19 protein-coding genes and 1 riboswitch are annotated in these 19,673 nt (G+C 52.1%); of the genes, 3 read left to right on the top strand and 16 right to left on the bottom strand.

Annotated elements, in window-relative coordinates:
- Positions 1-56 precede the first annotated feature (56 nt).
- The 6 genes from NST84_RS09615 to NST84_RS09590 all read right to left on the bottom strand — a co-directional run bounded on the left by NST84_RS09615 (position 57) and on the right by NST84_RS09590 (position 5,901).
- Complete coding sequence (locus tag NST84_RS09615) at positions 57-1,709, bottom strand: fumarate hydratase (RefSeq protein ID WP_342566385.1); 1,653 nt, start codon at positions 1,707-1,709, stop codon at positions 57-59.
- 211 nt (positions 1,710-1,920) lie between these two features.
- A complete protein-coding gene (gene thiH / locus NST84_RS09610; protein WP_342565367.1) occupies positions 1,921-3,030 on the bottom strand; it encodes a 2-iminoacetate synthase ThiH in 1,110 nt (369 codons plus the stop codon).
- Between the two features lie 33 nt (positions 3,031-3,063).
- The gene (locus tag NST84_RS09605) at positions 3,064-3,828 is read right to left on the bottom strand and encodes a thiazole synthase (RefSeq protein WP_342565366.1); all 765 of its coding nucleotides are present in this window, start codon (positions 3,826-3,828) and stop codon (positions 3,064-3,066) included.
- Between the two features lie 90 nt (positions 3,829-3,918).
- Complete coding sequence (thiS, locus tag NST84_RS09600; RefSeq protein WP_342565365.1) at positions 3,919-4,122, bottom strand: sulfur carrier protein ThiS; 204 nt, start codon at positions 4,120-4,122, stop codon at positions 3,919-3,921.
- The gene (locus NST84_RS09595) at positions 4,119-4,748 is read right to left on the bottom strand and encodes a thiamine phosphate synthase (protein WP_342565364.1); all 630 of its coding nucleotides are present in this window, start codon (positions 4,746-4,748) and stop codon (positions 4,119-4,121) included. Before NST84_RS09595 ends, thiS begins: the two co-directional genes overlap by 4 nt.
- Before the next feature lie 125 nt (positions 4,749-4,873).
- Positions 4,874-4,975, bottom strand: a riboswitch (TPP riboswitch).
- A 56-nt stretch (positions 4,976-5,031) separates the two neighbouring features.
- Positions 5,032-5,901 carry an SDR family oxidoreductase gene (locus tag NST84_RS09590; protein WP_342565363.1) on the bottom strand — a complete coding sequence of 290 codons (870 nt, stop codon included), beginning with the start codon at positions 5,899-5,901 and terminating at the stop codon, positions 5,032-5,034.
- 240 nt (positions 5,902-6,141) lie between these two features.
- Here NST84_RS09590 and NST84_RS09585 point away from each other — a divergent pair, with 240 nt between their 5' ends.
- A complete protein-coding gene (locus tag NST84_RS09585) occupies positions 6,142-6,567 on the top strand; it encodes an NUDIX domain-containing protein (protein ID WP_342565362.1) in 426 nt (141 codons plus the stop codon).
- A gap of 364 nt (positions 6,568-6,931) precedes the next feature.
- Here NST84_RS09585 and NST84_RS09580 read toward each other — a convergent pair whose 3' ends face one another.
- The 4 genes from NST84_RS09580 to citZ all read right to left on the bottom strand — a co-directional run bounded on the left by NST84_RS09580 (position 6,932) and on the right by citZ (position 11,110).
- Complete coding sequence (locus NST84_RS09580; protein WP_342565361.1) at positions 6,932-7,357, bottom strand: hypothetical protein; 426 nt, start codon at positions 7,355-7,357, stop codon at positions 6,932-6,934.
- Between the two features lie 123 nt (positions 7,358-7,480).
- Complete coding sequence (gene mdh / locus NST84_RS09575; protein ID WP_342565360.1) at positions 7,481-8,422, bottom strand: malate dehydrogenase; 942 nt, start codon at positions 8,420-8,422, stop codon at positions 7,481-7,483.
- Between the two features lie 108 nt (positions 8,423-8,530).
- Entirely contained in the window at positions 8,531-9,826 is a 1,296-nt protein-coding gene (gene icd, locus NST84_RS09570; protein WP_342565359.1) for an NADP-dependent isocitrate dehydrogenase, read from the bottom strand.
- Positions 9,827-9,997: 171 nt separating this feature from the next.
- On the bottom strand, positions 9,998-11,110 hold the full coding sequence (gene citZ, locus NST84_RS09565) for a citrate synthase (RefSeq protein ID WP_342565358.1): 1,113 nt from the start codon (positions 11,108-11,110) through the stop codon (positions 9,998-10,000).
- A 400-nt stretch (positions 11,111-11,510) separates the two neighbouring features.
- Here citZ and ytvI point away from each other — a divergent pair, with 400 nt between their 5' ends.
- A complete protein-coding gene (ytvI, locus tag NST84_RS09560; protein WP_342565357.1) occupies positions 11,511-12,626 on the top strand; it encodes a sporulation integral membrane protein YtvI in 1,116 nt (371 codons plus the stop codon).
- Positions 12,627-12,670: 44 nt separating this feature from the next.
- Here the strand turns inward: ytvI and NST84_RS09555 are convergent, their stop codons facing one another.
- From NST84_RS09555 to NST84_RS09540, 4 genes are all read right to left on the bottom strand, one after another.
- A complete protein-coding gene (locus NST84_RS09555; RefSeq protein ID WP_342565356.1) occupies positions 12,671-12,904 on the bottom strand; it encodes a hypothetical protein in 234 nt (77 codons plus the stop codon).
- Positions 12,905-13,770: 866 nt separating this feature from the next.
- Positions 13,771-14,169, bottom strand: a complete 399-nt coding sequence (locus NST84_RS09550) for an FxsA family protein (protein ID WP_342565355.1) — start codon at positions 14,167-14,169, stop codon at positions 13,771-13,773.
- Complete coding sequence (locus NST84_RS09545) at positions 14,166-14,699, bottom strand: thioesterase family protein (RefSeq protein ID WP_342565354.1); 534 nt, start codon at positions 14,697-14,699, stop codon at positions 14,166-14,168. The genes NST84_RS09550 and NST84_RS09545 overlap by 4 nt, the downstream gene beginning before the upstream one ends.
- Before the next feature lie 53 nt (positions 14,700-14,752).
- Positions 14,753-15,934, bottom strand: coding sequence for an MFS transporter (locus NST84_RS09540; protein WP_342565353.1), 1,182 nt, complete (start codon positions 15,932-15,934; stop codon positions 14,753-14,755).
- 102 nt (positions 15,935-16,036) lie between these two features.
- On the opposite strand from NST84_RS09540, the gene NST84_RS09535 reads away from it, so the two are divergent.
- A complete protein-coding gene (locus NST84_RS09535; protein ID WP_342565352.1) occupies positions 16,037-16,834 on the top strand; it encodes a G1 family glutamic endopeptidase in 798 nt (265 codons plus the stop codon).
- Positions 16,835-16,915: 81 nt separating this feature from the next.
- Here the strand turns inward: NST84_RS09535 and pyk are convergent, their stop codons facing one another.
- A complete protein-coding gene (gene pyk, locus NST84_RS09530; RefSeq protein WP_342565351.1) occupies positions 16,916-18,340 on the bottom strand; it encodes a pyruvate kinase in 1,425 nt (474 codons plus the stop codon).
- A gap of 330 nt (positions 18,341-18,670) precedes the next feature.
- Positions 18,671-19,672 carry an acetyl-CoA carboxylase carboxyltransferase subunit alpha gene (locus NST84_RS09525; protein WP_342565350.1) on the bottom strand — a complete coding sequence of 334 codons (1,002 nt, stop codon included), beginning with the start codon at positions 19,670-19,672 and terminating at the stop codon, positions 18,671-18,673.
- Position 19,673 lies beyond the last annotated feature (1 nt).

Below are 19,673 nucleotides of genomic sequence, written 5' to 3'. Positions count from 1 at the left end.
AGCCTTCTTTCCGGAATATGAAAGAAGGCTTCCTGTAAGATTATGATTCATTCTGTTTATTTGAATACCGGCTCCTTGAACTGGGCGAGCTTGGCCGCTGAATCCTTTTCTACATCGGCATGCAGGCTGTTACCGTGTGAATCCATCGTTACGATGGCGGCAAAGCCATCTACCTGAAGATGCCACATCGCTTCTGGTATCCCGAATTCCATAAAGTCAACAGCATTAACCTTTTTAATGCATTCCGCGTAATATTGCGCCGCTCCGCCGATGGCGTTCAGATAGACTCCGCCGTGCTCCTGCAGCGCCGTGAGCGTTTTGGGTCCCATTCCGCCTTTGCCGATGACGGCGCGGATCCCGAATTTCTTGATAATCTCACCCTGGTACGGCTCCTCACGGATACTGGTGGTCGGGCCTGCCGCCTTAACGTGCCAGCCTTCATCATCCTTCAGCATAACCGGACCGCAGTGATAAATAACCGCACCGTTCAGATCGACCGGAGTGTCATGGTCCATCAGGTATTTATGCAGCGCATCACGGCCGGTATGCATTTCCCCGGAGAGAATGACGACGTCGCCGACCCGCAGGCTGCGGATATCCTCCTCGCTGATCGGTGTAGTCAGCCGCACTTCCCGCGAGCCTCCAGCAGCAGCTGCGGAGTCAGACCCGGCCGGAGCTGCAGCGTCAGCAGCCGCAATCGCGGGGGCCGCCGGGATGACCGCATCACCGGAGACAACGCCTGCTTCTGCAGCAGCCGGATGGTGGGCAGCTACAGCCACAGGCACATCCGCTTCCTCTACCGAAATGCCTGTACCGCGCTCATAGAGCCAATCCCCGATATTGCCCGTTGCGGGCTCCACCAGAATGCCCTGGCGGCGGAAGGCCCAGCAATTATAGGCTACCGACACGAAGAAGCTGGCCGGCAGCCGGTTCATCACACCCACCTTGCAGCCGAGCAGGGTAACTTCCCCGCCGAAGCCCATCGTGCCAATGCCCAGCTTGTTGGCGTTATCCATAATGTAATCCTCCAGCTTGGCCAGATCTTCCACCGGGTTGATATCTTCAACCTTGCGGAACAGCTGTTTCTTCGCCAGCTCATAGCCGGTGGTCCGGTCTCCGCCGATGCCGACGCCGATAAAGCCGGCGCTGCAGCCTTGCCCCTGTGCCTGATAGACGGCATGCAGGATACATTTACGGATGCCGTCCAAGTCGCGGCCCGCTTTACCCAGTCCTTCGAGCTCGGCCGGGAGGCTGTACTGGATATTTTTATTTTCACAGCCGCCGCCTTTAAGGATCAGCCTTACGTCTATATTTTCTTCTTCCCATTGTTCGAAATGAATAACCGGTGTCCCTGCCCCGAGATTATCACCGCTGTTCTCACCGGTCAGCGAATCTACCGAATTGGGCCGCAGCTTCCCGTTCTTCGTCGCCCGGATCACCGCACTGTGGATATCCTTTTTCATCTCAATCTGATTGACGCCGACAGGCGTATGAATGATAAAGGTCGGCATCCCCGTATCCTGGCAGATTGGTGATACCTGAAGCTCGGCCATGCCGATATTCTGCGCAATCGTGGTCAGGGCAAGGCCCGAACGGGTGGCGCGGTCTTCCATTGCACGTCCTTTGGCAACGGCCCGGCGCACATCACCCGGCAAATTAGTGGAGGTCTCTACGATCAGATTATAAATGCTTTCTTCAAAATTCCGCATCTTCATTCCGGCTCCTCTCATCAGTCCCAGGTTGTCTAAAATTTGCTGCAATTAGTTATTATCATATCACACTCAGCCGCGCATGAAAGGGGTTACTTCAAAGTTAGGGGAAAATGGACGATGAACCGCGAAAAGCCGCTTAACCATGGACAGCTTACGCTGCTTTGAGGTAAAGCGGCCTTTGTATATCTTCTCTTCCGTTCTCGCTCATTTAGACAGACTCTAGAATATCCCAGTCCTTGTATACCGGCTGCAGGCTGTTTGCTCTGAGCATCCTGCTTATTTCCTGCACACTGCGTCCGTCGGAGATTTCAAACTGCGGTGTTCCACCCTCCAGGGTATGCCCTCCCACCTCCGTGGATACCCCGGCAGACATTTTGGTTACTCCCAGATGGATGAGGCGGTCTCTTAAAGCAGACGGTTCGCGGGTCGACAGCGTAATACCCGCCCTGGGCAGAAAGAGCCGGTAAGCCAGAATAATCTGCACCAGAGCCCGGTCAGTGACTATATGCTCCGGATTGTATTCTCCCAGAAAAGGACGGAAACGCGGTACGGACACACCGATTTCACATTCAGGGTATTTGTCCTGAAGGTATCTCGCATGCATAGCCGTAAATAAAGCTTCCCGCCTCCAGTCATACATCCCGAGCAGGGCCCCGATATTTACTGTCCTGAAGCCGGCCCGGCAGCCCCTCTCAGGTGCATCCATCCTGTTGCGGTAGATTTTTTTGGGCCCTTTGATATGCAGCTTGCGGTACGTCTCCTCATGGTAGACTTCCTGATACAGGGTTAGCCCGTCTACACCAGCTTCCTTAAGCTCCTTGTATTCGTCTTCAGACAACGGGTTCACTTCAATGCTGACAGAAGAGAAATACTCCCTGAGTATTTTAACGCATTCCTTGATATAAGAAACGGGGCTTTCCTTGCGGGATTCCCCTGTCAGAATCAGAATGTGCCGGATGCCTGTAGCTGCTATCGCCTTGGCTTCCTGCCTTACTTCCTCAGGACTGAGCTTTTTTCTCGGGAAATCATAAATGGAGCTGAAGCTGCAGTACGTACAGTGATTTATGCAGAAATCTGCAAGATACATCGGTGTAAAAAGCTGCATGACATGTCCGAAATGCGTCCGGGTCAGCCTTAGGGCACAACGGGCCATTTCTTCCAGGCAGTCTGCCGCTGCAGGAGACAGCAGAATCTGCAGATCACGCTCATCCAGCTGTTCTTTCCGGAGTGTACGCATTACATCGTCCTTAGTATACTTCTCCCATATTTCAGAATCTGCCTGCTCGCTTAGACGGCGGGCGGTCTCATAAAACCCCATTTCACTCCTCCTTTGCGCTTGTCCCTATGTCTATCAGTCCAGAAATCCCGTCAGTGGCGACGAAGCTGCAGCCGTCTCCTCAACAGGGCCCAATCCGGCCAGGTAGGCCTTACGGCCTGCAGCTACGGCATCGCGGAATGCCGAAGCCATGAGCTGCGGATTCCGTGCGGTGGCGATAGCCGTATTCAGCAGCACACCGGCAGCGCCCATCTCCATCGCTTCTGCTGCTTCAGACGGCCTGCCTATTCCGGCATCTACAATAACCGGAAGGTCAAGCTCCGCAATCAGGATGCGCAGCAGCTCACGTGTTCTTAGCCCCCGGTTTGTGCCTATGGGCGATCCAAGCGGCATGACTGCTGCAGCACCCGCTTCTTGCATGCGAAGGGCTGCGGATAAGTCAGGGCTCATATAAGGAAGCACCACAAAGCCTTCGGAGGCCAGAATTTCCGTGGCGCGGATCGTTTCCGCATTATCGGGCAGCAGATATTTCTGATCATTGATTACTTCGATCTTTACCCAATTGCCTAGACCGGAAGCCTTGGCCAGTCTGGCTATACGGACCGCTTCTTCAGCAGTCCGGGCACCGGAAGTGTTGGGCAGCAGGATCATACGGTCCGGAATATGACTGATGATATTATCATTGCTGTCCGGGTCTACACGCCGGAGGGCCACTGTAATGACCTGTGAGCCCGAAGCTTCCACCACCTCAGGGATAAGGGTATTCCGGCTGTATTTCCCGGTTCCGATAAACAGTCTGCTGGACAAGGCCTGGCCTCCGATTATTAAAGGATCTGACATCTGATAAGCCTCCTGCATTTAAATTTGTAACCCGCTTTTTGTAAGCTACGCAAAATATCCCCCGGAATCCATCTACTTTAATAAGGAAAACTAGCCTCCTCCCACAAAATGCACCACCTCAATCCTGTCCCCCTCGCCCAGAAGAGCGGTATTATAGTTCTCCCTGGCAACAATGTCGCCGTTCAGCTCAACAATAACCATTTTTCTGTTCCAGGCAGGCAGACTAAGCAAATCAGCCACGGTCCTGCAGTTCTCTTTGTATATTTCTGCTTTGCCATTGACTATGAGATTCATGCTTTCTCACCTCCTTTGGCGGCAGCCCCATCAGCTGCGGTCCTGTAGGCTTGTGCAGCCGATGCAGGATCATCCGCGCCGCATATGCCGGACATTACCGCTATCCCTGTTGCACCAGTCTGCAGCACTTGCGGCATATTCTCCGGCGTAATGCCCCCGAGTGCGATTATTGGAATATTGCTAGTATTCACAGCCTCTTTCAAAAGAGTTAAACCGCGCTCCTTCAGGCCTGGTTTGCTGATTGAAGCAAACACATGTCCAAACAGACAATAATCAGCACCCTGATTACCCGCTTCTATAATCTCTGCAGCGGAATGCACCGATGATCCCAGCTGCAGGGAGTGGCCCGCTGCCAGCCGTGCAGCAGAGACAGGCAGACTGTTCCAGGCCAGCTGAACACCGGCAGCTCCAAGAGCCATTGCCACATCCAGCCGGTCATTGATAATCAGTTTGGCGGCAGGCACACCCTCTGACAGCAGGATTAAAGCCATATTAAGCAGCTCCTGCGCCGATAACCTCTTTTCACGTAAATGAATATAGTCAAGCTGCGGATGAACAGCGGCTGCGAGGGCAGCAAACTGAACCGCATCCAGCTTCCCGTCCGAGAGCAGATGTATTTCGGCCAACGCTCCTCCACCTTCCCTTTCATTTTCATTTCTCAGATCCACACAAAAAAACCGCCTCCAACCAGGAGGCGGTGAAAAACGTATACAGAAATAACAGCCGGATCTCCGGACCGTTCGCACTGCAAAACAACGTTCATCCACTTCCCTACGCTGGTATAAACCAGATCAGGTTCAAAGGGTCCGAACCAAACGTTCGTCTCAGCCTTGCGGCACCCCTAGTGACAGTTCATATGCTGTTACTGACGTCATATATAATAACACTATTTTGCATAAAAAATCCAGATCATCCGTTAATAATCTCGCCGCCGTTTACATGAATGACCTGGCCGCTGACATAAGAGGAGTCACTGGAAGCCAGATACACATATGCTGGCGCAAGCTCCTCCGGCTGTCCCGGACGTTTCATCGGCTGCGTGGCACCGAACTCACTGACTTTTTCCGCATCAAAGGTGGAAGGAATCAGCGGCGTCCAGATCGGGCCGGGAGCCACCGCGTTAACACGGATGCCTTTTTCCGCCAGATTCATCGACAGGGAGCGGGTGAAGCTGAGAATCGCGCCCTTCGTGGATGAGTAATCCAGCAGCTGCGGGCTTCCCCGGTAGGCTGTAATCGAAGTCGTGTTGATGATCGTCGACCCTTTTTTCAGATGCGGCATCGCTGCCTTGGTCAGGTAGAACATCGAGAATATATTCGTGCGGAATGTCCGCTCCAGCTGTTCGGAGGTAATGTCCTCAATATTGTCCTGCGGATGCTGCTCAGCTGCATTGTTGATCAGGATATCCAGCTTGCCGAGTCCCTCGACCGTCTTGTTTATCAGGTCCTGGCAGAAAGCCTCTACTCCGATATCTCCGGCTACAAGAATGCACTTACGCCCTTCCTGCTCAACCTGGCGTTTCGTTTCCTCCGCGTCACTATGCTCATTCAGATAGGAAACAACGACATCGGCGCCCTCTTTGGCAAAATGTACAGCTACCGCCCGGCCGATTCCGCTGTCTCCGCCGGTAATGAGCGCTGCCTTGCCCAGCAGCTTGCCTGCTGCTTTATAGGTGGAGGTTTCAAACTCCGGCAACGGATTCATCTCACTCTCAATACCGGGCTGCTGGTCCTGTACCTGCGGGGGCAATGTTTTTTTAGTTTGCTGATTGTCTGGCATGATCCATTTCTCCTTTCGCTTTTACACTTCTCGAAGTTATACATCGTATTAGGATGGCTAAGGATAGCTGGTTTATGCGCTGTTTGTTAAGCGCTTTTTCGCTTACGCTATGTTACTTACCACAGTTAAAAGCTGGCCAAACAAAAAAATTCAGTCGTTGCCTGCCTGTTGTGCGGATATAATGTATCAAGGTGTCTAAGAGGGCTGGAAAAAAGCAGCGTAAAGGGAGGCGCAAGAGTTATGACCAGAAGTTCACGGAGCATCATCGTGGCTGTTAAGGGGGCCGTACTGCATCAAGGTAAAATACTGATCGTCCGGCGTGCTGCGGCTGATGTAATTGGAGCGGGAAGCTGGGAATGCCCGGGAGGAAAAATTGATTTTGGCGAAGGGCTGGAAGCCGCACTGGAGCGGGAGATTGCGGAGGAGACCGGCCTGAGCGTTACAGTCGGAAATGTTTTATATGCTGCTTCCTTTCTGACGGATCCCGGCAGACAGGTTGTAATTATCACGTACCTCTGCCGGAGTGAAGATATTCATGTTTTGCTCTCTGAAGAGCATACCGCCTATAAATGGTGTACCCGACAAGAGCTGCAAATGCTGCTGCCTCCGGGCATTCTGGCTGAATTTGAGCGGAGCGGCGTGTTTGCTCTGGAGGAGCTGCTGTAACGGTATAGCGCTTATACTAAAGACCGCTGGCTGTCAGAGGAAGCGGTCTTCTCCAGTTACAATATGCCAGTTATAACCGAGTTTTTCTGGCTGCCGTCCGGCTCCAGGACTTCCGGGTAAAGGGAGAGCCTTTGCCTCCATCATTTACAGTTGCCGACAGCACCGTCTGCAGCTCCGCAGCAACCTCAATGTCAGTAAACCCTTGCCGGACACGGAGCTTTCCTCCAGCCGGACACCGGAACGGGCCAGCACCAGCCCTGTATCCGTAGTGCCTCCGGCGATCAGGAGGGCTTCACCGCTACACGAATACAAATTTAATAGCCCCGGCAGCCGCAGCCGCCGGGGCTATTTCCCGATTCATCAGTTAAATAATCCGTCTGTACACCATGAAGAAGATCATCGCAAGCAGAACAATCATGAGCAGCAGACTCATCGTCCGCAGCTTGGCTGTGTAAGATGATACATCACGGTTCTCGCGGATTCCCGCCGCAGCCAAACGCAACGGCTTGCCCATAATCCCTCCGAGCGCAAACATGGCCAGAAGCAGCACAACCACGACGATCATCCAGGCTACAGAATAATCACCCTGTGACATCATGTAGCCGCCGGTCAGCAGCTGAATGACCAGCCCGTACTGGGCAAAACGGTTAAAGCCGGTAATCGCGCTCAGCGTACCCTCTCTTGCCGGAGCCGAGAGCTTCTGCGCCCCGCTTAGCACAAACGGCAGCACCAGATAGAAGCCAAGTGCCAGGGTCCCGATCATATGTAATAAATACAGAAAACGGTCCATCCTTTACCTCCTCTATTAGTCGCTGTGATAAAAGTTACATCCTAATTATAACTGACTATGCTGTATAAGAAAAGAAGACCCGTTCTCTTTGATGATAGAATGGGCATTGGTCCCATGTGACAATCAGACGTTTACCGCAGCTGTGACAGCACGTACGGAATCGGCCGACTTATCCAGCGCCGCCTTCTCTTCTGCTGTAAGCTCCAGCTCGTAGATCTTCTCGATACCGTCTGCTCCAAGCAAAGCAGGTACTCCCATGAACAGGCTGTCATAGCCGTATTCACCTTCCAGCAGAGCAATTACTGGAATAATCCGTTTCTTGTCCTTTAGGATAGCCTCGGTCATCTGCACCAGGGAAGCCGCGGGAGCATAGTAAGCGCTGCCGTTGCCGAGCAGACTGACAATCTCTCCGCCGCCTACACGGGTACGCTGCACGATCTCGGCAATGCGTTCCTCCGGAATCAGCTTATCCACCGGAATGCCGCCTACACTGGAATAACGCACAAGAGGAACCATATCATCACCGTGTCCGCCAAGCACGAAGCCGCGTACATCCTCTACGGAAACATTAAGCTCCTGGGCGATAAAGGTGCAGTAACGGGCCGTATCCAGCACCCCGGACTGTCCGATCACACGGTTCTTCGGGAATTCAAGAGTGTTGTATGCGACATAAGTCATCGCATCAACCGGATTGCTTAGAATAATGACAATTGACTCAGGAGCGACGCGTTTGATGTTCTCACATACGGATTTGACAACCGAAGCATTGGTATTCACCAGATCATCACGGCTCATTCCCGGCTTACGGGCAATACCTGCCGTGATAATAACGATATCTGAATCGGCCGCATCCTCATAATCCGAAGTTCCGGTGATCTGGCTGTCGAATTTCACAACCGGACCCGCTTCCTGCATATCCAGCGCCTTCCCTTTAGTCGGGTTCTCCAGCTGCGGGATATCAATCAGTACGACATTGCCAAGCTCCTTCTGGGCGAGCATAAGCGCGGTTGTTGCTCCGGTAAAACCGGCGCCCACGACGGTAATTTTATAACGTTTGATAGCCATTGGGGGACCTCCTGAATTTTAGATTAATTTTTATCTATGGTCCTTCTCGCACAAAACGGGCCTCGGAAGCATACAGCTTCCTCCGGCCCGATTCATTCGGATTACCAATTACAGGTTGTTGATAATTTCGTCAGCGAATGCGGAGCATTTCAGCTCTGTCGCGCCTTCCATCTGGCGGGCAAAGTCATAAGTTACTGTCTTGTTATTGATCGCAGTGCTCATGCCCTTGTAGATCAGGTCCGCCGCTTCCTGCCAGCCGAGATGCTCAAGCAGCATAACGCCGGAAAGGATAACGGAGCCCGGATTCACAACATCCTTATCCGCATATTTAGGAGCTGTTCCGTGAGTCGCTTCAAAAATAGCATGACCGGTCACGTAGTTAATGTTCGCTCCAGGTGCGATACCGATGCCGCCGATCTGTGCAGCCAGGGCATCAGACAGGTAGTCACCGTTCAGGTTCAATGTGGCAATAACGTCAAAATCTGTCGGACGGGTCAGCACCTGCTGCAGTGCGATGTCCGCAATTGCATCCTTGATGATGATTTTGCCGGCAGCAACGGCTTCGCTCTGGGCTGCATTTGCTGCTGCTTCGCCGTCCTTCTCTTTGATCACATCGTACTGGTTCCAGGTAAATACCTTGTCGCCGAACTCCTGCTCAGCCACTTCGTAGCCCCAGTTCTTAAAGGCACCTTCAGTGAACTTCATGATATTGCCCTTATGCACCAGGGTAACACTCTTGCGGCCGTGCTTGATCGCATATTCCACTGCAGAGCGCACCAGACGCTTCGAACCTTCGGAGGATACAGGCTTGATACCGATACCGGAGGTTTCCGGGAAGCGGATCTTGTTAACACCCATTTCCTTCTGAAGGAATTCGATTACCTTTTTCACTTCCTCGGAGCCTTCTTTATACTCGATACCTGCATAAATATCCTCTGTATTCTCACGGAAAATAACCATATCCACAAGCTCCGGATGCTTCACCGGTGAAGGCACGCCGTCAAAATAACGTACCGGACGCAGACACACGTACAAGTCCAGCTCCTGGCGCAGTGCCACGTTCAGGGAACGGATACCGCCGCCGATCGGAGTGGTCAGCGGGCCTTTGATCGCTACGATATACTCACGGATTGCTTCCAGCGTATCATTCGGCAGCCATTCACCATATGTATTGAAGGCTTTCTCGCCGGCAAATACTTCGTACCAAGCAATTTTCTTGTCACCGCCGTACGCCTTGTCAACAGCAGCATCCAGCACCCGCTTGGAAGCTTTCCAGATGTCGCGGCCGGTGCCGTCACCTTCGATAAACGGAATAATCGGATTAGCCGGAACCACCAGTTTGCCGTCTTCAATCGTGATTTGTTCGCCTTCTGTAGGCAAGTCATATTTCTCCAGTTTCAACATGTGTGGGGATTCCTCCTAAAAGTATAGTAGCAGCAGACGTCTCCGGAATGCTTAATCGTTCTCAAGAAAAGGCGAAGCAGAAACGTCTGCCGGGTTCAACGGTACAATATATAGCATTACTTGCATAGCTCTAATTCTACTAAGGGGGGCTGCAGCCTGCAAGTCCCCTGCCTATCTCTCGTCTACCGGTACATATTTCTGTTCAAGCATTCCCGTATATTCCGCGCGCGGACGGATGATCCGGTTGTCCTCGTATTGCTCCAGAATATGTGCAGTCCAGCCCGAAGTCCGGCTAATTGCAAAAATCGGGGTGAACAGCTCGCGTTCAATGCCCAGCTGTGTATACACGGAGGCCGAATAGAAATCGACGTTCGGCTTCAGCCCTTTTTGCCCGGTAATCAGCTCTTCAATCTTTACAGACATATCGTAGAGCGTAGTATCATTCTTCATGGTTCCAAGCTCCTGCGACATCTTCATCAGATGTTTGGCGCGCGGATCGCCGTTCTTGTAAACACGGTGCCCGAAGCCCATAATTTTCTCGCGCCGCTCCAGCTTGCCGTTGATATACGGTTCAACAGCATCCAGACTGCCGATCTCCTCCAGCATCTTCATGACGGCTTCATTTGCACCGCCGTGCAGCGGTCCTTTAAGCGCGCCGATTGCCGAGGTTACACCGGAATAAATGTCGGAGAGTGTAGCCACAGTTACCCGGCTGGCAAAAGTGGACGCATTCAGCTCATGGTCGGCATGCAGCACAAGTGCCGCATCCAGTGCTTTTACAGATACAATGTCCGGTTGTCTGCCCCAGAGCATATACAGGAAATTCTCGGCGATTGAAACGCCTTCCTTGGGAGCTACCGGCTCAAGACCCTTACGGATACGCGCCAGAGCTGCTACAAGCGTAGGTATTTGTGCCTGCAGTTTCACTGCTTTTATTTCATTGGCTTCACGGCTCATATCATCGGCGGCTTCATCGTACAGCGCAAGGCTCGATACTGCGGTACGCAGCGCGGCCATCGTGTTCGTTTCCTTGGGATAAAGCTTCATCTGGGCAATGACCTCATCCGGAACCTGTGCAAAAGCACTGAGGTCACGCTGCAGAGCCTGCAGCTCCGGAGTAGTCGGCAAATTCCCGAACCACAGCAAATAAGCAGTCTCTTCAAATGTCGCATTGGCCGCCAGATCATCAATATCATATCCGCGGTAAGTGAGTACGCCATCCACAATCGAGCTGATTGAGGAAGTCGTAGCGACGATGCCTTCCAGGCCTTTAGTAGCTGTCATAGTATATCTCTCCTTTGCCAACGAGGGTGTAAAAGCCGTTCCTCTCATCATGAAAACATTTACAATTTAAAAGATAAGAATCATGAAAAATAGGCAGGAATACCCCTTCCGGGGATTGCAACTAACTTTCGAAACAGAAGCTTTAATTATCATACCGGATTTTGACGGTTATGTGAACAACATGGGAGCTTTGTTTGGCATCAAATGATTTTATCGGAGAGATAGAAAAAAACATTCCGCTCACCCGTTTCATGATTGCGCTTTCAGTTTATATGTAATGTCCTGTTTTTTGATGTTATGCGTCACTTCTTTATGTTTCATAGTCTGTAAATCCGATCCCTGAATATACATAAGACGAGCTGTTATTCCGAGTAAAACAGTCTGACGGGAGGGATGGGCAATGGATTCGCCGCTGGTTAAAAAAGTGCTGCGCGGCCTGTGGGTCGTCCTCGCCGGTGCAGGCCTGCTGCTGGCCGTATATCTGCTGCTGCCGCTGATCTATCCGCTGCTGCTCGCCTGGCTGCTGGCCTATCTCATTCATCCGCTGGTGCTGATCCTGAAGGGCTTTAAGCTGCCGGGCTGGCTGGCCGTCGTGCTGTCGCTGCTCTTTTATATCGGGGGAACCGCACTGGTATTGACTGCCCTGATTACCCGTCTTGTCAAAGAGCTGATTGTGCTGCTCCAGACATTTGATCTGCATACCGATGAATGGCGGGAGCTGCTGATGTCACTGAGCCGCAATGCAAGTATCCAGAATATTATTAACCAGATCAACCAGTTTTACCACGATAATCCGGGATATCACGATACAATTGACAGCAATATTAACCGGACCACAGAAACAGTCGGCCAATTCGTAACGGAGCTGATTACCGGTTTTTTCAATATGATTCTGAAGCTGGTGTCGGCGCTGCCCAGCCTCGGAACGATCCTGATCGTCATCGTGCTGGCCGCCTTCTTCCTCAGCACCGGCTGGGAGCGTCATACTGCCAGACTGACCGGAATTCTGCCTGTTCCCCTTCTTCGCCCGGTAACTAACATTTGGAATGATCTGCGCAAAGCGCTGGTCGGCTACCTGCGGGCCCAGGCAGTGCTCATATCCGTTACGACGTTCATCGTCATCATCGGCCTCCTGCTGCTCGGCGTTAATTCCGCTTTTGTGATTGGACTCACCATCGGCCTGATTGATACCATCCCTTACCTCGGAGTAGGCATCATCATGCTACCCTGGGCGCTCTATTCCTACATGACCGGCAATCTGGCACTCGCCGTCGGCCTGCTGGTGCTCTACGGCATTATCCTTATCACCCGCCAGGTGCTGGAGCCTAAGGTGCTGGCCAGCAGCATCGGGGTCGATCCGCTCTCCATGCTGATCGGCATGTTCGCCGGCTTGCAGCTGTTCGGTATGCTCGGCCTTCTGGTCGGCCCGGTCGTCCTCGTCGTGCTGGGCGCCTTCAGCCGCGCCGGCGTCTTCCGGGCGCTGCACAGCTATATTGTGAATGGCAAATTGCATTAAGCGCGTGGAGTGGGTAGAGGCTAGTTTGCGGCTGATTTGGCGCGTTAGGTTGCTTCCGGCGAAATCAGAGGCAATTTTGCCTTTGATTTGGCACGTTTGCCTGCTTCCGGCGAAATCAGAGGCATTTTTGCCTTTGATTTGGCGCGTTCGCCTGCTTGCGGCGGGATCAGGGGCATTTTTGCCTTTGATTTGGCGCGTTCGCCTGCTTGCGGCGGGATCAGGGGCATTTTTGCCTTTGATTTGGTGCGTTCGCCTGCTTGCGGCGGGATCAGGGGCATTTTTGCCTTTGATTTGGCGCGTTCGCCTGCTTGCGGCGGAATCAGGGGCCTTTTTGTTGCTGATCTAGCTGCCCTACCTGTGCTAACGGACCCAGATGACCTTATTTTCGCTATAATCGGGTTTTGGACAAGCTAACGGACACCAGAGCCTTTATTTGAGGAATTCACCCCCAAAAACAGCGATTTATGAGGTAATAAGGGCTCTACGGTCCGTTAGTTTAGCGAAACGCTCCTTTTAGAGAAAATAAGGTCGCTACGGTCCGTTAGCCTGCTCACTAACGCATAGTCGCACCAAAAGATCACACCCCAAGTTTACTCACACACTTTTGATCCAGTGGTCTTTCAATAGTTAACCGATACTGCTCAGCATATCTAGGTACCATCTGGCTTAGGTGGTTACTGTTCAATACTTCTAGTTACTTTTAGGATCTGGCGGTACTGTTCAGTACTTCTAGGTACTTTTTGCTTCTGAGGGTTACTTCTAGGATCAGGCGGTACTATTCAGTACGGTTAGGTACTTTCTTACTATGCCGGCACATTCAGCATTATCTTGGCACCATCTGGCTTATGCAGTTACTGTTCAATAATTCTAGGTACTTTTTGGATCTGGGGATTGCCTTTTGGATCAGGCAATACTATTCAGTATTGCCTGGCACTTTATTGCTTTAGCCTGTACTGTCCTCCGCAATTTAAGCACTTTCTAGCATCCGCCGTCATAACTCACCCGGAATATGCCTCCCCGGCCTTCCACACCAGCCCCATTGAGCTCCCATGCAAAGAAAACAAAAAGCGCCCCGGCCGCAAACTGCGACCAAAGCGCTATCTCTTACCTGACCTATCCCAGCATTCCAAACGGCCGCCCGCTTTTACCTCCGGTAAAAAGTAAAAGTGCCGTTTTTCATTTTTTTCTCAATCCATTTCAGCAGAAAAACCCGGTACAGCGGCCGGGTCAGCGGAAATACCAGTGAAAAACCGATTATATCCGTAACGAAGCCGGGTAGGATCAGCATCAGGCCGCCGAAGAAAATACAAAGTCCGTCCAGCATCGTCCGTCCGGGCACCTTGCCCTCCTGCATTTGTACCTTGCTGTCCTGCAGCACCTTTTTACCTTCAAACTGCATCATCAGAAAGCCGATCACTGAAGTGACTACCATAATCAGCAGGGTTTTGGGTGCTCCGAGAAAACTTGCTACATAAATGAACCCGAATAATTCCACGGCCGGGATTACAAACATAGCAGCCCACAGCCATTTGCTTCTAATCATTGTGTTCCTCCTTCTTCCCTCAGCGCCCCGGTGATGGCATTGTACAGCTCGGGCAGCGCCCGGTCCAGCCTTGCCGGCTTCCAGTCCTTGTTAAGCCAGACATGAGAGGTAGAACCGCTGACCAGAAGCTCGCCCGCAAGCGGCGCATCCACCGGACCGGAATTCACGCTGTTACCGGAGCTGTTGTCAGCACCACTGTCAGTGCGGTCCGCCAGCCGGCGGATTTCATAGTGATATACAACCCTCAGAGGCGAAAAGACGCTGAGCCGTGCATACACGGCGATAAGATCATCATAGCGCGCCGGACTTTTAAATTGCAAATCTGCAGCAGTCACGGGAAGCATGACCCCCATCTCCTCAAGCGAGCGGTAGGCAAAACCAAGCCTGCGAAACATCTCGGTCCGCCCGCTTTCAAACCAGCTCAGATAGTTGGCATGATATACCACGCCCATCTGGTCCGTCTCCTGATATCTTACGCGGAAAGCGGTGCTGTACCAGCGGCTGGCCGGCACCGGTTCACGTGATTTCATAACATAACACCCTTTCGCTAATTACTTAAAAAGCTGCAGCCGGCCGCCTGCGTCTACAGGCTTAATCCGTTTGAAGATACCGGCAGCTGCACCTTGCGGCGCGAGCTTCTGGCTACATAAAGCAGCAGAAGTGATCCGACAGCAGCGCTTATCATGCAGGCCAGATTCATCAGCCCGACACCGCCCTCACTGAGCAGCAGGCCGTTTAGCAGGTTGCCGAGAATGCCGGCAAAGCCGGAGAAAACAATATTAAACACGCTTTGACCGGTCGCCTGAATCTCAGAAGAAGTAATCTGGGATACATATTCAACTGCAGCGATATAGAAAAGGCCAAAGGAAAGCCCGTGCAGCACCTGCACCCCGATCATAACCGAAGGATACGGGAAGGCCACCTGGATGCCCCAGCGCAGTACATAGATCAGCGCCCCGATCAGCAGTGTACGCTCGCGCCCCAGCTTGCGGATCACCTTTGAGGCATAAAGCATGGAGGGCACATTGGTAAAAGAAGCGATAAACAGGGCAATCCCGGCATAACTCGCCGATCCCCCTACTGACTGAAAAGCGACTACAAAATAAGTACCGAAAGCGGCCATCGTCTGGTTAACCAGAAAGCATCCGCCGAGAAAAGCCAGAAAAATCCGGTTGCTGAGCAGCTGCTTTACACCCTGTGAAAAGGACTGGCTCATCATATGGTTTTCTTCCGCCTGTCTGGGCAGGGTCAGGGCAAAAATTACGGCTACCGAGCTCAGCAGCAGAAACGGCAGCCAGATGGTCGATACTGAAAACAGCTCAATATACTGCCCGCCCGCATAAGCCCCTACAGCCGCTCCTATGCTCATCATCATCCGGATGCTGCCGTAGGAGGAACCCGCCTTGTTCGCGGCAGCAATGGCGTAAGAATCGGCGATAGGCGCCTGTGTGGCGGAGAAGATGGTAGACACCGTGTAGATCAGCAGCATAACGATAAAATAGTCGAACCGGTAAAAGGCCGCCAGTACTGCCGGTACGGCTACGCTCAGAATGAGCACAAGACGCGCCTGGTTATACCGGTCGGCAATCAGCCCCCATACCGGCTGAATACAGATGGCAATCAGTGTACCGGCCGCCATCATCATCCCGATCTGGCTGAGATCCATACCATTCTCTTTCAGCAGCAGAGTCAGGTAAGAGCCGAAGGAGCCTCCGGCCAATCCCAAAAAAAGATAGAAGCCGCGCAGCTTCATTAATTTTTCCATAGGTACAAATAGTCCTCTCCATTCCTTTTTAACGGATAACCCAACCTTTACGAGACTTCACCGCATTAAATAGAGCAGAACCTTATAAAAGGCGGTGGACAAGTGAGCACAGTTCATAGATTTCAGCGCAGTCAGCCCTGTCTTGCTGACAAGACCAATACCGGCCGGACCCGGCACATCGGCTTCGGCTGGACGTCAAGCAACTGGAGCGGATATGCCATCACCGGCAAAAAAGGCGCCTTCCGGCGCATATCGGCCGAGTGGACAGTCCCCTACGTAAAGCCTACGGCTAAGCCCGCTTATTCTTCGGCTTGGATCGGAATCGACGGCTTCAAAAACAGCAGCCTGATCCAGTGCGGCACCGGACACGAATCCATGAACGGAACCGTCCATTATTATGCCTGGTGGGAGATTCTTCCTGAAGCCGAGACTGTCATTCCGCTTCCCGTATCTCCCGGAGATCATATCAGGGCCAGCATTGTAAAGCTGAGCCGCGGCAAATGGTGCATCCGGCTGTGCAATCTGAGCAAACGCTGGACCTTCCGTACCATTCAGCGCTATAACGGCCCGCAATCCTCTGCCGAGTGGATTATGGAAGCGCCGCAGGTTGGCGGAACCGTTGCTGATCTCGCCAAAACTTCACCGGTACGCTTCCGCTGCTGCCGGGTAAACGGTAAAAGCCCTAAACTTAAGCCGGCAAACGGCGGCATCATGATCCAGGACAAGGTTACCGTTGCTGTGCCTTCAAGCCCGAATGCCCAGGGTGATGCATTTACAGTCAAACGTCTATATCCTAAAGGCCTGTCACAGGCTTACCTGAAAAGCCCTGTTTTCATACGCAATAAAGCAACCGGCGTTCTCAAAAAACCCTCAATCAAATATAATCATTCAAAGCCCTGATATCAAGCAAAAAAGCAATGGCGGATTACACCATTGCTTTTTTGGCTTATATCATATATCCGTTATGGAAATGAAGCTGTCTTAGTCGGCAGGAATCGTGTCCACTTTTACAAGGTTAGTGGATCCGGAACGTCCCAGCGGGATACCGGCAGTGATCACAACGAGATCGCCTGCTTTAACCAGACCGGAAGCTTTACCGCCTTGCAGTGCAGTAGCCAGCAGTTCGTCAGTTGTAGTAGCTTCTTTGCCGAATACTGGAGTTACGCCCCATACCAGTGCCAGTTGACGCATTGTTCTTTCCTGAGTCGTTACTGCGATGATCTGGGATTTAGGACGGTATTTGGAAACCACGCGTGCTGTGTGGCCGGTTACAGTTGAAGAAATAATAGCTTTAGCGTTCAGGTCCAGAGCGGAGATCGCTACGGATTGGCTGATTGCTTCAGTAACAGTTGTTTCTTGTGCGATCTGCTGCTTCATGAAGATTTCGCGGTGGTTCAGCGCGGATTCCGCTTTCTCGGCAATGCGGGACATTGTGAGTACGGATTCTACCGGATATTTACCGGCAGCTGTTTCACCGGACAGCATGATTGCATCTGTTCCGTCGAAGATAGCGTTCGCTACGTCACTTGCTTCAGCGCGGGTAGGACGCGGGTTGCGCTGCATGGAATCCAGCATTTGGGTAGCTGTGATTACCGGTTTGCCGGCAACGTTACACTTTTGAATCATCAGCTTCTGAGCCAGAGGCACATCTTCAGCCGGAATTTCTACGCCGAGGTCACCGCGGGCAACCATCAGGCCGTCAGAAACTGCCAGGATTTCATCAAGGTTATCGACACCTTCTTGGTTTTCGATCTTGGAGATGATTTGGATGTGGGAAGCATTGTGCTTCTCAAGCAGTGCACGGATTTCCTGAACGTCGCTGGCTTTGCGAACGAAGGAAGCGGCGATAAAATCGATGTCCTGTCCGATCCCGAAAACGATATCGTTGGTGTCTTTTTCCGTAATACCCGGCAGGGAGATGGAAACTCCCGGTACGTTAACGCCTTTTTTGCTCTTGATCGTACCGCCGTTAACAATACGGGTCTTGATTTCTGTGCCTTGAATGTCGACTACTGTAAGTCCGATAAGGCCGTCGTCGATCAGGATCGTCGATCCAACCGAAACATCGTTAGGCAGGTCGCTGTAAGTGATAGAGATACGGTTCTGGTCGCCCAGGATTTCTTCCGTAGTCAGTGTCAGATACTCATCCTGTACCAGTTCAATCGGTTCTACTTCCAGCTTGCCTGTGCGAATCTCTGGTCCTTTGGTGTCAAGCAGGATAGCAACGGTCTTGCCCAGTTCCTGGGAAGCCTGACGAATCGTTTTGATCCGGTTGCCGTGCTCTTCAAAGTCGCCGTGGGAGAAGTTCAGACGGGCTACATTCATACCAGCCAAAATCAATTTTTTGATATTCTCCAACGATTCACTAGCAGGTCCGATCGTACATACAATTTTACTTTTCCGCATTAGGTTTTCCTCCGTTTTTTCGTTCTCTCTGTCTCACTTTTTCCAACTACAAAATCTACTATAAGGCTTAATGTTTGTATAGGAACTATGTCACATGTACCTTTTACTGCGCCCTAATGAATATTACTGCAACTTGGACACAAAATCAATGTTCCGGCGTGTTTACTGTGTAAATTTACGTCGAATTTACGCAATCTGTCACCAAAATAAAAATCATCCCGCGACTGCCGCGGGATGATTAACGTGGAAATAAATGTATAAACCGGACTTCTGAAGCTTCAGACCGGAAAAGTCTTCCATATGTGTGAAAGTGCAAATGAATCTGTCTTTCTACTCCACGTTTTGGACTTCTTCCTCGGGTACCGGAGACTCTTGGGCGCCTTCCGCAAACTCACCGATTTTGCGGAATTTGCGGTAACGGTCCTCCTTGAGCTCTGTAGCATCCAGACTGGACAGTTCCTGCAAATGGCGCCACACGGCTTCCTTGATGTTGGCTGCAGCTGTCTCATAGTCATGATGCGCACCGCCCCGCGGTTCAGGGACAATCTCTTCAATAACTTCCATTCCAAGCAAATCCGCTGCCGTAATCTTCATCGCTTCGGCTGCCTGCTCGGCTTTGGAGGCATCCTTCCACAGGATGGAGGCTGCACCGTTCGGCGAGATCGCCGAGTAGATGGCATGCTCCAGCATCAGCACACGGTTGCCCACAGCCAGCGCCAGGGCTCCGCCGCTTCCGCCTTCACCAATGACGACACAGATGACCGGTACAGCCAGCTGGGACATCTCATACAGGTTGCGTGCAATAGCCTCAGACTGTCCGCGTTCCTCTGCCGTATTCCCCGGATATGCTCCCTTGGTATCGATGAAGGTTACGATCGGGCGGCGGAATTTCTCCGCCTGCTTCATCAGCCGCATCGCTTTGCGGAATCCTTCCGGATGCGCGCTGCCGAAAAAGCGCTGGATATTGTCCTTCGTATCCTTGCCGCGCTGCTGTCCGATTACCGTTACCGGCCGTCCGTTAAGCTTCGCAATCCCGCCGACAACAGCGAGATCATCACCGAACTGGCGGTCACCGTGCAGCTCCACGAAATCCGTAAAGATAAGGCCGATCAGATCAAGCGAGGTCGGACGGCTGTGATGCCTGGCCAGATGCATCTTCTGGGAAGCCGAAATATTGCTGTAAATTTCATCCGCAAGCACGCGGTAACGTTCTTCAAGCCGGATGACTTCATCCGTAAAATCAATGCCCTTTTCTTCACCGAACTGCTTCAGCTCGGCAATCTTCTTGCGCATTTCTACCAGAGGCATTTCAAAAGGCAACTCTCCTGCCAAC

Origin of the sequence: Paenibacillus sp. FSL R7-0345 (genome assembly GCF_038595055.1) — a bacterium.
Taxonomy (GTDB): Bacteria; Bacillota; Bacilli; order Paenibacillales; family Paenibacillaceae; genus Paenibacillus_AQ.
This window is presented reverse-complemented; position numbering and strand designations above follow the sequence as displayed.